Consider the following 13,662-nt stretch of genomic DNA (forward strand, 5'->3'; position numbering starts at 1 on the left):
AGACGCCGTGAGGCTCATCCGCTACCGCACCGTGCCCCAAGACCTGCGCCCTGTGCTCGACACGTGGGACCGCAGTTTCGACCATCTGGGAGAGAATGCGACCAGGATCAACGACCGGTTCCTTCGGCTCGATACGCAAGGCGACCGGATCGACCCGATCAGACCGCGCGGTACGCGCTATGAGGGCGACGTGCGCGTTCTGATCAGGCCACAGAACAGCTCGGCCACGTTCCTGTTCGCCGATTTCGTCCGCCGCAATCGCCTGGCCACGCTTATCGGTGAGACATTCCAGACAAGTGGCATCTTCCTAGAGAACGAAAGGGATGTAAAATTGACATCGCTCAAACGAAGTAATGCCCAAAACACAGGGTGGACCATCCGACGGATGCGGTATAGCGTTTATATTCGTTTTATACGGGCGTATTTATAGACGAACGGTTATTTTCATTACAGGGTGGAAGATTATATGGGAAAATCTAACGTCGCGGCCGTTTTTATAACTGATAAGAATTATCATGAACTTACGCAGTTTTCAGTAGCTGGCCTATGTATGTTCTCGTCCTCGCCGATGGACGTATATTTTTATCAAGTGGGCTACGATGTACCGTTAGACGACAATCTTCTACGCTACGCATCTATGCGATCATTCACCATTCATAGGCGTATCTTGGATTGCGGCCAAACTTCCGGCGCAGATGATTCATCGATTAAATTGCACGGTCACATCAGCCCTGTGACACTTTTAAAAGCTGATGCCATCGAGCAAGTGGCGCATTTACACGAAGACATAGTATACATGGACGGCGATGTCCTCCCATGTCGCTCTTTCGAGTTCAATAGTTTGTTTGGATTCACGACCAGTTTCGCTGCCGTCTACGACTTTGTATCGTATATGCCGTATGATCAACAAAACCTCATTGCTCATGGCATTAAAAACGGACAGGTCGCCGAATTACTTCAATGCCGGCGTTATCTTGATCTCTGGCCGGCAGTGGCTAGACAAACGCTTACACCAAAAATTCATTAACGCCTTGCTTGAACATGATCGGCATTGCCCCTACCGCCATGATCTACATGGCCTTTATCCCGGTGGCTGCAAGGGGGCAGATCAATGTGCCTTCAATATTGTCGCCGAATTTGACTGGACCCCGCTGGACTTCCGCTGGAACGCACAGAAGCCGATCCGGCATGTTTCGACTTGGACGAATGCGTTCCTACGGCACTACACTGGACCCAACAAGTTTTTGGTGGCGAGTGCGCGGACCCGGGATGGGATCGAGCAAGGAGTCTTGCTGGCAATCGAGAGAGCTGTAGGAATTCGAGCGCGCAAGCGCCGCCGCTACCTCGGTGGGCTGCCATTTCTATTGGACGCCATACGTTATCGCGCCACGACTGAACGCTACGATGAGATCCTAGAGACTTTGTCGGCGCTGATGCTGGGGAAGCACACTCCTTTGCACTGACAAATCAATTGCAAAACACCTAGGCTTCGTCCGGGGATCTGACACTCCGCCAAGGCGGCGGATCGTCGTTCATTGTAGGTCTGCCGGTCGACGAGGTGGCGTTCGAGATTGAACTGGTTGTGAACGTTGGCATGGACCGAGGCGAGATTTTGCAGCGTCTTCATTCGCCTGAGACGCAGCATTGCGCGCTCCCTTCGTCGGAACGACAGGTGGCTGTTCTCGAGCCGTTTGTTGGCCAGCGTCCAACCTCCTGCTTATTCAGGTTGACCAGTTCCTTCACCGCCGCACCGTACGGGCGCAGTCCGTCGGTAGTGATCGCCTCAGGCCTGTCGTGAAGCTTCAGCGCCTTTTCATGAACGTGAGCGCTGCATCCTTGTCCCTGGTTTTGGTGATGTAGCGTTCCAGGATCTCCGCCTCATAAGCCCCTGCATCGCCACCTGAACGAACGGCTGTTTACGGTAATCTTCGGCCGATAGTGGACAGGCTGCTTTTTCAGCAATACCGGACGTTCGGAGTGGCTTTATGGGCACCCGATAACGGGCATTCGTTAAGCGCCATCTTTCCCGTTTCTTGCAGCCGACCGGCCATTTTCGAATGCGCAATTGGGCGCAGGCTTTGGGAAAGCGATTGCCCTGGAGCGCTCTCGGCGCGGTCGCCCAAGCGACTGCCTCTCTACCGGTTCGACGCTTACGTTTAGCGTGATTGAGCTACGCGTTCATCGGACAATGGAAGTACGGCTGCGGCTACGGGCGACTTTCGCTAAGCGGCCAGCCGCATCCTGTTGCGACCCTCGTTCTTTGCACCATACAGCGCATCATCGGCTCGCCTCAGCAGCGCGTCGCACGTCTCCCCAGGCGCCATTTCAGCCACGCCAATGCTCACCGTGACGCCCGGCGTACAGTTGTCCGTGCCGATCGCATGACGCACCCGTTCGGCGACCTTGCTTGCCGCATCCGCTGCGGCGTCCGGTAACACGATCACGAATTCTTCACCGCCGAAGCGGCCAATGGTATCGCCGCTGCGCAGTTCCGCGGCAGCGCCTGCTGCCACCCTCTTCAGCACCTCGTCGCCTGTCTGATGTCCATAGGTGTCATTGATGCGCTTGAAGTGATCAATATCGAACATCGCGACGGACATTGGGTGCCCGGTTTCGCGGGCGAGCAGCAACGTCTGCTCAAGCACGAAGCTGGTACGGCGCCGGTTTGCAATTCCGGTAAGCTGGTCCGTCTCGGCCAGAATTATCGCGTTGCGGGCGGCAGTCTCAGCACGAATGCGGGCCCGTTCCATCTCGGCTTCGTGCGCAACCTGGGTCGTGATGTCCTGGATAATGCCGAACAGGCCAACCGACTCATTGACGCCGTTTCGGTCAATCTCACCCTTCGAAAACACATGGCGTACCTCCCCGTCGGGGCGGACGATGCGAGCGGTGAATTCAAAACCTACGCAGTGTTCGAGGGAGCGCCCGATATGTGCCGAAACCGCATCCCTATCGTCAGGATGATAGGCGTCTATCGCGGTGTCGAGTGACGGCGGAACGCGGTTCTCCACACCATGAATGCGAAAGACTTCGTCCGACCATGTTATGAGTTGCGTCAACAAACCAAGATGCCAATGACCCACATGAGCCGCCCCTTCGGCAAGCTCGAGCAACCGCAGCTTGTTCGCATTGCTATCGATCAGCTGTTGTCTCGTGGCGAGCAGGGCGGCAATCGGCAGGGCAGCCGCAAACAGGGCCAGCAGATAGAATTGTAGAAAGATGCTACGTGCGTACGCCTGACCGTCGGCTATCGCCTGCGGATCAGAGCCGAAAATATGGGCGAGTGAGCTGGCCGTCGCAACGATCAGCACACTTCCGGCGGCGCCAAACGGACCCATTCGCAACGCTGCCAGAAGGACTGCAAGCATCGGCAGGAAAAGCAGCGAGTAGTTGACCTGAGAGAAAGCGATTATCGACACGCTGGCCACGAGCAGAAATATCGCGATGGCTTGAGGGGCTGCTGCCAAGCCATCGCGAAACCTTTTGCGATAGAAGGCTCGGCCCGAGATCAGGATGAGCGGGGCAACGATCAAGATCCCCAGCAGATCAGTCGTGAACCACGAAAGCCAGAAGCTGATCCCGACAGCCGTCGTCGCGCAGGCGGCGATCGTCGCGCTCAACGCTGCCGCGGCCGCTGCGGCGATGCAGAACCAGACCAAGCCCTTTGGATCGGTGAATGAATCACGACGCCGCGTTCGGTTTCGTAAAAGCCATGCCGCAAATCCGGACTCGGACACGTTAGCGAGCGTGAAACCGATCGAAAGCAGGACGCCATTCCCGCAGCCGAGGTTGGCAGCGAGACTGGCTATTGCTGCGGCGCCTATGTGCCACACGATGCGATTCCGAGGTTCGACCAGTAAGGCTGCGAACAGAATGCCGCTGGGCGGCCACAGCATCGCGATCCCGTCAGCACCGCGGGTGAGGTAGAGGGACGCGAAGGCCGCCAGATAGTAACCAACGCCTGTGGCGATCGGTAGCGCTGCAAAACGTGTGAGCTCGGTTACACGGTGGGCTATTCGGTTCATGCGCAAAATCTAGGAGGCGACGGTTAACGGATCATAAGGACTGGTGTATTTTCAATCGGTTGTGAAGCCTGCTCCAAATTTGGCTCCATCGCCGATAGCGAGGTTCGGCCGGCGCCATGCGAAACAGAGCAGGCCGTCTGATCTGCGCACCCGCCCTTGGGGATGCCTACGCGGCGTTATGTGAAGATTGCGGCGCAGAACCCGCCCGCCGCGGATCTTCAGCGCCTCAAGCTGATCCAGGGCAGCGTGGGTTTGGCAAAGCGGGGCCACGACGGCCTCCAGCTTGTTTGCCCGAAATCTAGACAGCACGCTTGGGGCGGCGGTGCTAGGCACCGTGCCCAATGCCAGCCTCGCCCGCGGACACGCTGGGGCGCTGCAACAGATTTAGCAGATGCTCGTGGACCAGGGGTCGGCGGCAAGCGCAGTGACGAGCCGGGCAGGGCAAGCGCACGGCTAGCCCCTGACGTTCCAAGGCATCCTTATGATCGCAGGCGTCACGCTGGCGTTCTCGGTGTTCGTACGGCAAGCGACGAAGGAGCACGTGGCGCCAACCTAAACCGATGTCTGAGCGCAAGCAGCTGAAGCAGCGGCATCAAAGTCTGCCTGTGGGTCAACATCGCAAAGGCGCGCGGCAAATTCCGCCCAGGCCTATTCCCCCCAACGCTACCGCTCAAACAGACGCCTCAAGAATACGGTTTCCACCTCGCGCCGCAGATCGTTGTTCGGCTTTTTCAGAAAGCCGTGCCCTTCGTCGGCGAACACCACATACCAAGTGTCGTTGCCGTTTGCGCGCAGGCGCGCCACGATCTGGTCCGATTCTGATTGGGGCACACGCGGGTCATTGGCGCCCTGCATCACCAGCATCGGCTTTGTGATCCGCGCGACATTCGTGAACGGTGACACCCGCGTTAGTACCGCGCGCATCGCCGGATCGCGCTCGTCGCCATATTCTGCGCGGCGATTGTCGCGACGATAGGCCTCGGTGTTCTGGAGGAACGTGTTCCAGTTGCTGATCCCGTAGCGCTCGACCCCGCCGACCAGCCGGTCCGAATAATGCGTCATGACGGCAAGGCTCATATAGCCGCCATAGGACTGACCATAAACCGCGACACGACCTGCATCGAGGCCCGGCTGCGTGTCGATCCAGTCGAGCAGGGCGCCGATATCCTTTACCGAGTCCTCGCGCTTCACGCCATTGTCGAGGTTGAGGTAGCGCTTGCCATAGCCGTCGCTGCCGCGGACGTTGGGAAGGATCACCGTCGCCTTCAACACATCGGCAAAATATTGCGCGCCATAGTTCCAGATCGGGCGCGTCTGCGCCTCCGGGCCCCCATGGATGTCGATAATTACCGGCGTCCGCGTGCCTGCCGGCAAGCCCTTGGGCCGATAGACGAAAGCCGGGACAGACAGGCCGTCGAAGGACTTGAAGCGTACGAGCTCGGGCTCGGCAAGCGTGGCGGGATCGAGTTCGCCCAGCTCCGACACGGTCCAGCGTGTCAGGCCGCCTCCGGTCACGCCCCAGCTCCAGACGTCACCGGCAGAAGTGGCCGAGGTCAGGCCAATCGCCAGATTCCTGCCGTCGGGCGAAAATCTGAGCGCGGTCAGGACACCGCGCGGCAGCACCGGCTGCGGTAGCGCGCGGCGGGTGACCCGATCCTGCACCACCACGCGCGAGAAGCCGTCCTCGTTCACGGAATAGGCGAGCACGCGCCCGTCATCCGTCAGGTCAAAGCTCTCGACGTCCCATTTCAGGTCCGGCGTCAGGACCGTCTGCGCGCCGCTGGCGATATCGATCTCGACCAGTCGGCGCGTGTCGCTGCCGGAATCGGAGATGGCGATCAGCTTTCGTCCGCCCGGCAGATAGCGGGGGTCGGCATAGACGGCAGCGTCTGCCTTCGGCGCGATCCGGTCCGCCTTGCCGGTCTTAAGATCCAGCTCGAACAGCTGGTCCTCACGGTTGGAAAGGCTGCGCACAAATATCAGCCGCGCAGCGTCGGGCGCGATATCGGCGGGCGCCACCGCGCCGTCGGACTGGTAAAGCGAGCGCGGGTTGCCGCCCGCCTTTGGGTCGACCCCCAGGATTGCATAAGCGGCGCTTCCCTTGGTCGCCCGCGCCCATGCCATCAGCGCGCCATCCTTGCTGAAAACCGGCGACTGGTTGCGGGTGCCGGCTTCGGTCACCGGCGTGGCTACACCGGTGAGGCCGCGCGTATAGAGTTGAAACCACTCGTCACCGCCCGTGTCGCGCGTCATCACGAAACGATCGCTGCGGGGGATCGTCGTCGCGGCGGCAATCGGCTCGGCGCCGAACGTGATCTGTGTGCGTGCGCCACCGGGGGTTGCGACGTGATGCAATTGCTGCGTCGCGCCAAAGCGCGTGGCGATCAGCATCGAGCCGTCCGGCAGCCAATCCTCGAACTGCGCCGCCCGACTATTCTGATAGCGCTGCACCGCCTCGCGCACCTCGACGGGGATATTGGGCACGCCAGAGAGCGTGGCGCTGCCGACCTGCTGCGTCGGCACGGTCTGCGCTGCGGTTCCGGTAGCGAGCGCGAACAGCGCGACGGTTGCGATGAGAGGCTTGATCATTCGCCGGTTGTCGGTCGCCGGGCACCGTTAGGTCAAGGGCGGGTACAGCGGGTCCGCTGAATTGCTAGCGGTCTCGCGTGATCGACATCGTGATTTATCGCCCCGATTCTATCCTCAGCCGATCGGCGAACATCTCGCGTCCATCGCAGGGAGTGCGATTTGCGTCTCAACAATAGAACGCTCGATGATCGCAAGCGTCGCCTACAGCTTGAGCCAAAAAATGGTCTTTATCGCAGTTCCAGTCGCTTCTCGACGCAAGCCGATATAGTTAACTGCTAACTTCAGCATCGATGGAATGCGTAGCCATGGCGGCGCTTCTCCTCCATATATCTAGGACGCCCATGCTGCTTGAAGCAATGTGACCCAATGCAAGCTTTGACGGCAGAACCACGCTTAAGACGAGGCACATCGACGTGCCGCCTTCGCTTACCGCTTAGGAGTGTCTAGGCAGGTCGTGACCGGACCGACGATGGCGCGAACAGCCGAGCGCGATCCGTGTCCGGTAAGCCCGGAGGTGGGCATTGGCGTCGGTACCGGAAGCGCGACCGGCGCCAACTTCTATTTCAGCACATAGCGCGGTATCAGACCGTATGGCTCGTGCGCAAAAGCTGAAGGTTTACAGGACGGTCGCTGGCTTCAATGATGCCTATGTCGCTGCAACGACTCAGAAGGCTGCCCTCGAGGCCTGGGGCAGCGAGCGAGACCTGTTCGCGCGAGGGATAGCTGAGCTCGTCACAGACCCCGCGCTGACCGCAGAGCCTTTGGCGTCGCCAGGCGTGGTCGTGAAGCATTCTCGGGGCACGACCGCGGAGCAGATCAAGGCCATGCCGGCCCCCGAACTGCGGACAGCGCGGGGAGATGTTTCGGCGCGCCCCGAAACGTCCGAACAGCCGCAAAAACCGAAGTCTGCACCGAAACCGAAGCCCAGCAGCGCGAAGCTCGAGGCGGCGGAGGCTGCGCTGGAGACGGTGGCGGCCGATTTCGGCGGCAGGATGAAGGGGTTGGCGGACCGGGAGGCCAAACTGGCCCGCGAGCGACGTGAGCTTGAAGAACAACACCGCGCAGACGTCGGCGCGGCAGCGGCTGCAGTTGAAGCCGAGCGTCAACGATATGACGCCGCGATGCGACAATGGCGAAAAGCAAAAAGTGACACTTGAGTCGCACCTGCCCAAGGGCATGGTCTATCCCGCGCACGGCGTCCTGTGTCGGGACGCTGCTATTCATGGTTACCGCTTCGCTAACCCTCAATATTCGGAACGATCATCCTTCGACACCGCTTCTAGATCCGTGAGCAAACCGAACTGTTGACAGGAATCATCATGAGCACGACCCTCGTATCAGCCGTTTTCGACAATCACGCCGATGCAGAGCGCGCCGTTTCAGAGCTGCGCGCTGCGGGCGTAAACGACAGCGCGATTTCGATCGTGGCGCAGCACGATGGCAAGAACACGACGACAGACGGCAACGGCGACACGCAGGAGTTTGTCGGCAAGGTCGCAGCCGGCGCTGGTATCGGGACCTTGCTCGGTATCGCGGCGCTCGCAATACCCGGCGTCGGCCCTCTCGTTGCAGCGGGCGCGATCGCGTCGGCAGCAATCCCCGGTGCAGCCGTCGTCGGTGCGGCGCTCGGTGGCGCCGTCGGGGGGCTGGAAAAAGTCATGACGGATCATGGCGTCAGCCGGGTCGATGCCAGCTATTATGAGGGTCGCATCAACGAAGGTGGCGTGTTCGTGTCGGTCGATACCGCCGGGGCAGGGGTCGCTCCCGAGGATGCAGCCGATTTGCTGTATCGCTCCGGCGGTCACACATCGACGCGTGCCAAGGTCGCGTCGGCGTAATCCGCTCTGCTTTGCTGGCTCTAAAAAGCGGGGCGTTCCGAAGGGGGCGCCCCGTCTCGGCATTGGACAGCATCGAAGGCGAGTATAGCGGCGCCTGAGCCGAAGCCGTGTGCGCATCGCGCCATTTGCCAATGTGACCAGGCCCGCTACAGGCCGCCCCGCAATGGCGCATGTCAGGACCTCATGATGATCAGTACACCCCGCTCGATCGACGACCGCATCGCAGAGGTGGCCACGCACGGGGACGCGGCCTGGTTCGACAATAATCCTGATCGACGCATCCGGATACGCCAAGCGGTTGCAGGGGAGTTCGCCGAGAATATCGGACAGCCGCCTGTCGGAATGCGGTGGTTCGTACTCGTCCTCGAGGCGCAGCCCGGTGCTCGTCTCCGTCAGCCCATTGACTTGTCGATCAGGTTTGACATCAGCGGTTTGGACGATGGCGCGCTGTTCAGCCTGTTCAAACAGGCGGCCCCCGTGGAAGCACGCGATCTGCTGAGCAAGCTCCGCGCGGCGAAGCTACCAAGGATCGCAAAGCCGGCGAGCTAGAGGTATACTAGAGCTCGACGATCTTGTTGCGGGCAGAGGCCTTCCCAAAGGGCGCTTGGAGTGGAGCCAGTCTACCGCTACGTTCACGAAGGCGTTGGCCGGGGAAGGGCATCGAGCGCTGCCGATACCTGCAAGCGCAAATCGTCGTCCCGGGAAATCTCGAGCATCGCGCTGAGACTGTTGCGGGCGCCGGCAACATCTCCTGCGACCAGCTGAAGTCTAGCTCGCTCCCACCAACCATGGGCGTGCGTGGGCGCCACGATCGTCATGCGATCGTACACGACTAGCGCGCGCGCGGTATTGCCGGCTTGCTCGGCACGGGTCGCCTGGTTGAGCAGCAGTCGAACAAGCGCCGATCGGTTCGACAGTGGCAGCATACCGTCGGAAAACCGCGTTTGGCCCGTCATCTGCTCCAACAAGGCTTCCACCTGTTCGGGGGCGACGATGCGACCGTCATTGAAGGGATCGATGATCAGCACATCCGGTGCGTCGCCAATGCGGACCAGGACGTGGCCGGGGGTATTGAGCGGCGTCGCCGACCATCCAAGGCGTCGGGCCATTGCCACATAGAGGATCGACAGACTGATCGGCAGACCGAGCCGTCGATCGACGACAGCGATCAGGTCCGCGTTCTGGGGATCGTCGTAGTGCGTGCGGTCGCCGGAGAATCCGCAATCCTCGACCATGACGCTGCGCAGGGTCTGGGCCTGAGCGACGCCGGTTGCTGCGTTGTCGTCAGCAGCGCGCAGGGCCAATTCTATGCCAGTGAGCTCGTCGATATAGTCGTCGAGATCGATACCGGGATGATCGAGCGCTGCGAGTTCCAGGGCGGCCAGATCGAGCTCGATCTCCCCGTCTTCCATGAGCCCGAGATGAAGAATGCTATTGGTCATGCGACGCTAGATGGGGGCTTTTCCGATCGTTCCTATGCCCGACTTGACTGCCGGCATGATCAGCCGAGTGACAACCGGATCGGCGTCGAGGATCAACACGCCGCCACCGATCGGACTGGCGTGAAGGCTGCGCTGAACCGAACGAAACTTACCCCGGAGCCGGCGCGTTGCGGCGGTGCCGGAGCAGTCTGCTTCGCAGCCATTTGCTTAGCGAGGATACTATCATGGGCCTGTTTTCCAAAGACATCGTGACGTTCGACGACCTGTTCCTGCACCAGTTGCAGGATGTGTATTACGCGGAAAACCAGATCACCAAGGCGCTGCCGAAGATGGTGGCCAAGGCAACGGCGCCAGCCCTGAAGCAGGGTTTCGAAACCCATCTGCGTGAGACGGAAGGGCAGATCACGCGCCTCGAGCGGATCTTCGACCTGCTTGGCGAGAAGGCGAAGGCCGTGACCTGCCCGGCGATCGACGGCATCATCAAGGAAGCCAACGAAGTCGCCGGCGAGATCGAGGACAAAGCCGTTCTGGATGCCGCGCTGATCGCGTCGGCACAGGCTGTCGAGCATTATGAGATCACGCGCTATGGCACGCTGATCGCTTGGGCGAACCAGCTCGGCCGCGCCGATATCGCTGCGATCCTGAAAGAAACGCTCGATGAGGAATATGCGACCGACGACAAGTTGACCGCGATGGCAACGTCGAGCGTGAACGTCAAAGCGGAAGCGGTCACCGCATAAGCGTTTCGGTGTCGGGGGGCCAATGCCCCCCGACCATATCTAGTCCATGAAAGGCGCGTTCGATGGCTGATGATATCGCGTTCACGCTTCCCGAAGCCTTGCGTGCGCAAAAACACATGCGTGATGCACTGGGCCTGGGTGAGGAACGGTTCCCGGTCCCCGCCTTCATCAACATGGTAAGCGACGAGATCGAGCAGCTGCGCAACGCCGGGAAGACCGATGGCGAAATCGCCGCGCTTGTTGAAGAGTCGAGCGGTCACGCCCTCACCGAAGCGGAGATCGCGCGCTATTACACGCCGGCCGAAGACCGGCATTCCAACGAGCACTGAAACCGCCCCGACCAGCTCGGGAATTGTGCCTCTTGTTGAGGGCAGGGGACACAGATTTTCTGTCCTGAACAAGACCGCCACTTCCAGCGTCGAGCGTCCTACCGGTCCTGATACTGTGATCTACGCGTGGGTGGGCGATCATGAGCAACGGCGATGCGACCCATCTCAGGGCGATACGCCATAGGCTGCGAACTCGTCGGCGGGTGCGCTTCGCGGTGAACATGCCGCCCTTTAACGTGACACGGCGGCGATATTCGATGCCCGCGACTGTTCTGGCGATATCGTTCTTGCGGCAACAGGACCGTGTCCACCGTGCGCGTATGCTGTGGATAGGGGACGGCGTACGGTGCGTCACCGTCGAGCCCGGCGTCGCGGGTGAAAGCAGCACGATAGCCGGTCCCCATCCCGTCGGTTGGATACCAGTCTGAGGTCCAGTTCGTGCGCGCCTTACCCGTCATCGAAAGGCGTCGCTCGCCCGTCTTCGGATCGAAGCTGCTGGCGGTCGGATCGACATCGACAAAGTTGGATTCGCTCTTCCAATAGTCTCGCAACGTCCGGTCGCGCGCATCGCAGACCAGCCTGTGCTGGTGATCATGGCGAAGATGATCAGGTCGCCCGCCTTGCCGGAACTGGTATCCGATGGGCGGCAGGCTCAAGACCTATCCGGGCTATCAGCCTGACACGCCGACGTCATCAACGCTGACATGCTGGCGTTCATCCGAAGATGAGCGACGGGCGCAGGCGGGATACGTATCGCGCCTGCCGGCCCTCTACCGGAACAGGTCGATGCCGGCGATGGCCATATGCGTCCTGGGGGATGCAAGACCGATGAAGGTCATGCGGACGTAGACGGCGTCGATTTTCGTGTCGAACACGATGCGCTGCGGCGAGAGCGCGTTGGCGATGTTCGAGAACTCGTCGGCAGCCGCCTTGACCCATGTCCTCCCGTCGAGGCTTGTCTCGACAAGGAATCGCTTCGGTGGCGCGGTATCCGTCATCACCGCGCGCGAGGGCGTCAGGATGAAGCCAGCCAAGTGCTGAGGCGTGGTCAATTTGAATGTGACGGTCGGCCGATCCGCAGTCGACGCAACGGGAACCTGCCAGACTGTGTTCGAATCATTGTCGAGCACGGCGCCGGCAGTCTGTCCCGATGCCGAGACGATCGATATCTCGGAGGGCTGCAGCACATCGCGGCTACGCGCGGCGGGCAGCGCGACTGCGATCGGCGCGATCTGGCGGAACAGCGCGATCTCGCTGATCGCCGGGCACGCCTGTGCGGCGATGATCCGCAGGCGCAGCCGTCGTGCGACGACGGGCGCGCGCAGGCGGACGACACGCTGTGCGGCGATGCACGTGCCCGATGCGATCTCCGACCACCCCTTGCCGCGATCGACGTCGATCGCAAAGCGGTCGACGCGGACGCCAAGCGGCAGGAACTCTCGGATCCGGACGAGATCGAAGCTGCGGTCGGGCGGAAGGTCGAGGACAAGGCTCGGCGTGTGGACGGTGTCGGGGGTCGACCAATAATTTGCGGGGTTACGATCGAGCACATTGGCCGCCGCAAAGCCCGGCCCGCGATCGTGATCGGCTGACGCGATCGCGCCGGTCGCACGATTGTCCGCGAACGTCGCGCGCTGCGCGGTACCGAATGCTTGCAGAACGGCGACGTCGGGATCGGCCAGACGCCCGCGCCGGTCGGGTGGCAGGTTCAGGATCAGATTGGTGCCGCGCGCGATCGATTCGTCGAACAATTGCAGCATCCGTTCGGGATCCTTGACCTTCGCATCCTCGTCGGCGTGGTAGAACCAGCCCGGGCGGATCGAGGTGTTGGTTTCGGCGGGCCACCATAAGGGCCCGTTGCGAAGACCGGCATTGCCGTCCGCCTGGCTCGGTTTGCGGTTGGCCATAGTCGGCCAGCACGGATCGCCGGCGACACCATCCTCGTTGCCGACCCACCGCACGTCGGACCCTAGCGGTTCGAAGGTGCAGGCCATGGGCTGATGCTGATGCACCAGGGCGAAGATCGACGGCCAGTTATAATAGGTCTCGGAGTCGATCTTCCGTGTCTCGCGGGCGCCGCCATAATAGCCGTCGCCGCCGTTGGCGCCGTCGAACCAGAACTCAAACAGCGGGCCGTAGCGCGTACAGAGTTCGACGATCTGTTTGCGGTAATAGTCGAGATAGGCAGGGCGGCCATATTCGGCGTGATTGCGGTCCCAGGGCGACAGATAAAGGCCGAAGTCGAGGCCGGCACGCCTGGCCGCTTGCTCGAATTCGCGGAGCACATCGCCTTTGCCGTCACGAAACGGGCTGTTCCTGACGCAATGCTCGGTCAGCATCGTCGGCCACAGACAGAACCCGTCATGATGCTTGGCGGTAAGCACGATCCCGCGCAGGCCGCCGGCCTTGGCCGCTCCGACGATCTGATCCGCCGAGAAGTCGGTTGGTGCGAACAATTTGGGGTCTTCGTCGCCATAGCCCCATTCGCGATCGGTGAAGGTGTTGATCGAAAAATGGACAAAGGCATATTGCTCGCGCGCGTGCCAGGCGAGCTGGCGCGGGGAGGGGGTTGCTCCCCAGGACGCGGGTGAAGTTCCGGGCGATGGCTTGCGCGCCCAGCCGCTCGAGGACGCTGTCGATGCCAGGCCGGAGGCGAGCCCCGAGGCAAGCATAGCGCGGCGGGTGATGATCGACATGGG

11 protein-coding genes and 2 pseudogenes are annotated in these 13,662 nt (G+C 61.1%); 7 read left to right on the forward strand and 6 right to left on the reverse strand.

What is annotated here, in order from left to right; translation table 11 throughout:
- Nucleotides 1-430, forward strand: a pseudogene (locus ASE89_RS20850) (S41 family peptidase); the annotation flags it as partial.
- Between the two features lie 469 nt (nucleotides 431-899).
- Nucleotides 900-1,463: a glycosyltransferase gene (locus ASE89_RS13230; protein WP_056678595.1), complete on the forward strand. Its 564-nt coding sequence runs from the start codon at nucleotides 900-902 to the stop codon at nucleotides 1,461-1,463.
- A gap of 38 nt (nucleotides 1,464-1,501) precedes the next feature.
- On the opposite strand, the pseudogene ASE89_RS21620 reads toward ASE89_RS13230, so the two are convergent.
- The 3 genes and pseudogenes from ASE89_RS21620 to ASE89_RS13240 all read right to left on the reverse strand — a co-directional run.
- A pseudogene (locus ASE89_RS21620) lies at nucleotides 1,502-1,883 on the reverse strand (DDE-type integrase/transposase/recombinase); the annotation flags it as partial.
- Between the two features lie 339 nt (nucleotides 1,884-2,222).
- Nucleotides 2,223-4,025 carry a GGDEF domain-containing protein gene (locus ASE89_RS13235; protein ID WP_056678600.1) on the reverse strand — a complete coding sequence of 601 codons (1,803 nt, stop codon included), beginning with the start codon at nucleotides 4,023-4,025 and terminating at the stop codon, nucleotides 2,223-2,225.
- A 663-nt stretch (nucleotides 4,026-4,688) separates the two neighbouring features.
- Nucleotides 4,689-6,614: a S9 family peptidase gene (locus ASE89_RS13240; protein ID WP_056678604.1), complete on the reverse strand. Its 1,926-nt coding sequence runs from the start codon at nucleotides 6,612-6,614 to the stop codon at nucleotides 4,689-4,691.
- A 590-nt stretch (nucleotides 6,615-7,204) separates the two neighbouring features.
- On the opposite strand from ASE89_RS13240, the gene ASE89_RS13245 reads away from it, so the two are divergent.
- From ASE89_RS13245 to ASE89_RS13255, 3 genes are all read left to right on the forward strand, one after another.
- Nucleotides 7,205-7,771 (forward strand): hypothetical protein, encoded by a 567-nt coding sequence (locus tag ASE89_RS13245; protein ID WP_056678607.1) that lies wholly within the window; start codon nucleotides 7,205-7,207, stop codon nucleotides 7,769-7,771.
- Nucleotides 7,772-7,933: 162 nt separating this feature from the next.
- Nucleotides 7,934-8,452 carry a general stress protein gene (locus tag ASE89_RS13250; RefSeq protein WP_056678610.1) on the forward strand — a complete coding sequence of 173 codons (519 nt, stop codon included), beginning with the start codon at nucleotides 7,934-7,936 and terminating at the stop codon, nucleotides 8,450-8,452.
- A gap of 186 nt (nucleotides 8,453-8,638) precedes the next feature.
- The gene (locus ASE89_RS13255) at nucleotides 8,639-9,001 is read left to right on the forward strand and encodes a hypothetical protein (RefSeq protein ID WP_236701791.1); all 363 of its coding nucleotides are present in this window, start codon (nucleotides 8,639-8,641) and stop codon (nucleotides 8,999-9,001) included.
- Nucleotides 9,002-9,084: 83 nt separating this feature from the next.
- Here ASE89_RS13255 and ASE89_RS13260 read toward each other — a convergent pair whose 3' ends face one another.
- Nucleotides 9,085-9,894, reverse strand: a complete 810-nt coding sequence (locus ASE89_RS13260) for a SirB1 family protein (RefSeq protein WP_056678615.1) — start codon at nucleotides 9,892-9,894, stop codon at nucleotides 9,085-9,087.
- A 224-nt stretch (nucleotides 9,895-10,118) separates the two neighbouring features.
- Between ASE89_RS13260 and ASE89_RS13265 the strand changes: the two genes are divergently transcribed.
- On the forward strand, nucleotides 10,119-10,634 hold the full coding sequence (locus ASE89_RS13265; protein WP_031393879.1) for a YciE/YciF ferroxidase family protein: 516 nt from the start codon (nucleotides 10,119-10,121) through the stop codon (nucleotides 10,632-10,634).
- 62 nt (nucleotides 10,635-10,696) lie between these two features.
- Nucleotides 10,697-10,963 (forward strand): hypothetical protein, encoded by a 267-nt coding sequence (locus ASE89_RS13270; protein WP_056678619.1) that lies wholly within the window; start codon nucleotides 10,697-10,699, stop codon nucleotides 10,961-10,963.
- 98 nt (nucleotides 10,964-11,061) lie between these two features.
- On the opposite strand, the gene ASE89_RS20540 is transcribed toward ASE89_RS13270, so the two are convergent.
- Together ASE89_RS20540 and ASE89_RS13275 are read right to left on the reverse strand one after the other, a co-directional pair.
- Nucleotides 11,062-11,619, reverse strand: a complete 558-nt coding sequence (locus ASE89_RS20540) for a hypothetical protein (RefSeq protein ID WP_156363496.1) — start codon at nucleotides 11,617-11,619, stop codon at nucleotides 11,062-11,064.
- Between the two features lie 114 nt (nucleotides 11,620-11,733).
- Nucleotides 11,734-13,659, reverse strand: coding sequence for an alpha-L-fucosidase (locus ASE89_RS13275; protein WP_082451511.1), 1,926 nt, complete (start codon nucleotides 13,657-13,659; stop codon nucleotides 11,734-11,736).
- Between the last annotated feature and the right edge of the window lie 3 nt (nucleotides 13,660-13,662).

Source organism: Sphingomonas sp. Leaf30, from assembly GCF_001422525.1.
Classification (GTDB): domain Bacteria; phylum Pseudomonadota; class Alphaproteobacteria; order Sphingomonadales; family Sphingomonadaceae; genus Sphingomonas; species Sphingomonas aerolata.

Bases quoted from the DNA above. Each gene is read 5' to 3' on its own strand.
- ASE89_RS13260 (WP_056678615.1), bottom strand. From the start codon at position 9,894: ATGACCAATAGCATTCTTCATCTCGGGCTCATGGAAGACGGGGAGATC.
- ASE89_RS13275 (WP_082451511.1), bottom strand. From the start codon at position 13,659: ATGTCGATCATCACCCGCCGCGCTATGCTTGCCTCGGGGCTCGCCTCC.
- ASE89_RS13270 (WP_056678619.1), top strand. From the start codon at position 10,697: ATGGCTGATGATATCGCGTTCACGCTTCCCGAAGCCTTGCGTGCGCAA.
- ASE89_RS13230 (WP_056678595.1), top strand. From the start codon at position 900: ATGATCAACAAAACCTCATTGCTCATGGCATTAAAAACGGACAGGTCG.
- ASE89_RS13240 (WP_056678604.1), bottom strand. From the start codon at position 6,614: ATGATCAAGCCTCTCATCGCAACCGTCGCGCTGTTCGCGCTCGCTACC.
- ASE89_RS13250 (WP_056678610.1), top strand. From the start codon at position 7,934: ATGAGCACGACCCTCGTATCAGCCGTTTTCGACAATCACGCCGATGCA.
- ASE89_RS13235 (WP_056678600.1), bottom strand. From the start codon at position 4,025: ATGAACCGAATAGCCCACCGTGTAACCGAGCTCACACGTTTTGCAGCG.
- ASE89_RS13265 (WP_031393879.1), top strand. From the start codon at position 10,119: ATGGGCCTGTTTTCCAAAGACATCGTGACGTTCGACGACCTGTTCCTG.
- ASE89_RS13245 (WP_056678607.1), top strand. From the start codon at position 7,205: ATGGCTCGTGCGCAAAAGCTGAAGGTTTACAGGACGGTCGCTGGCTTC.
- ASE89_RS13255 (WP_236701791.1), top strand. From the start codon at position 8,639: ATGATCAGTACACCCCGCTCGATCGACGACCGCATCGCAGAGGTGGCC.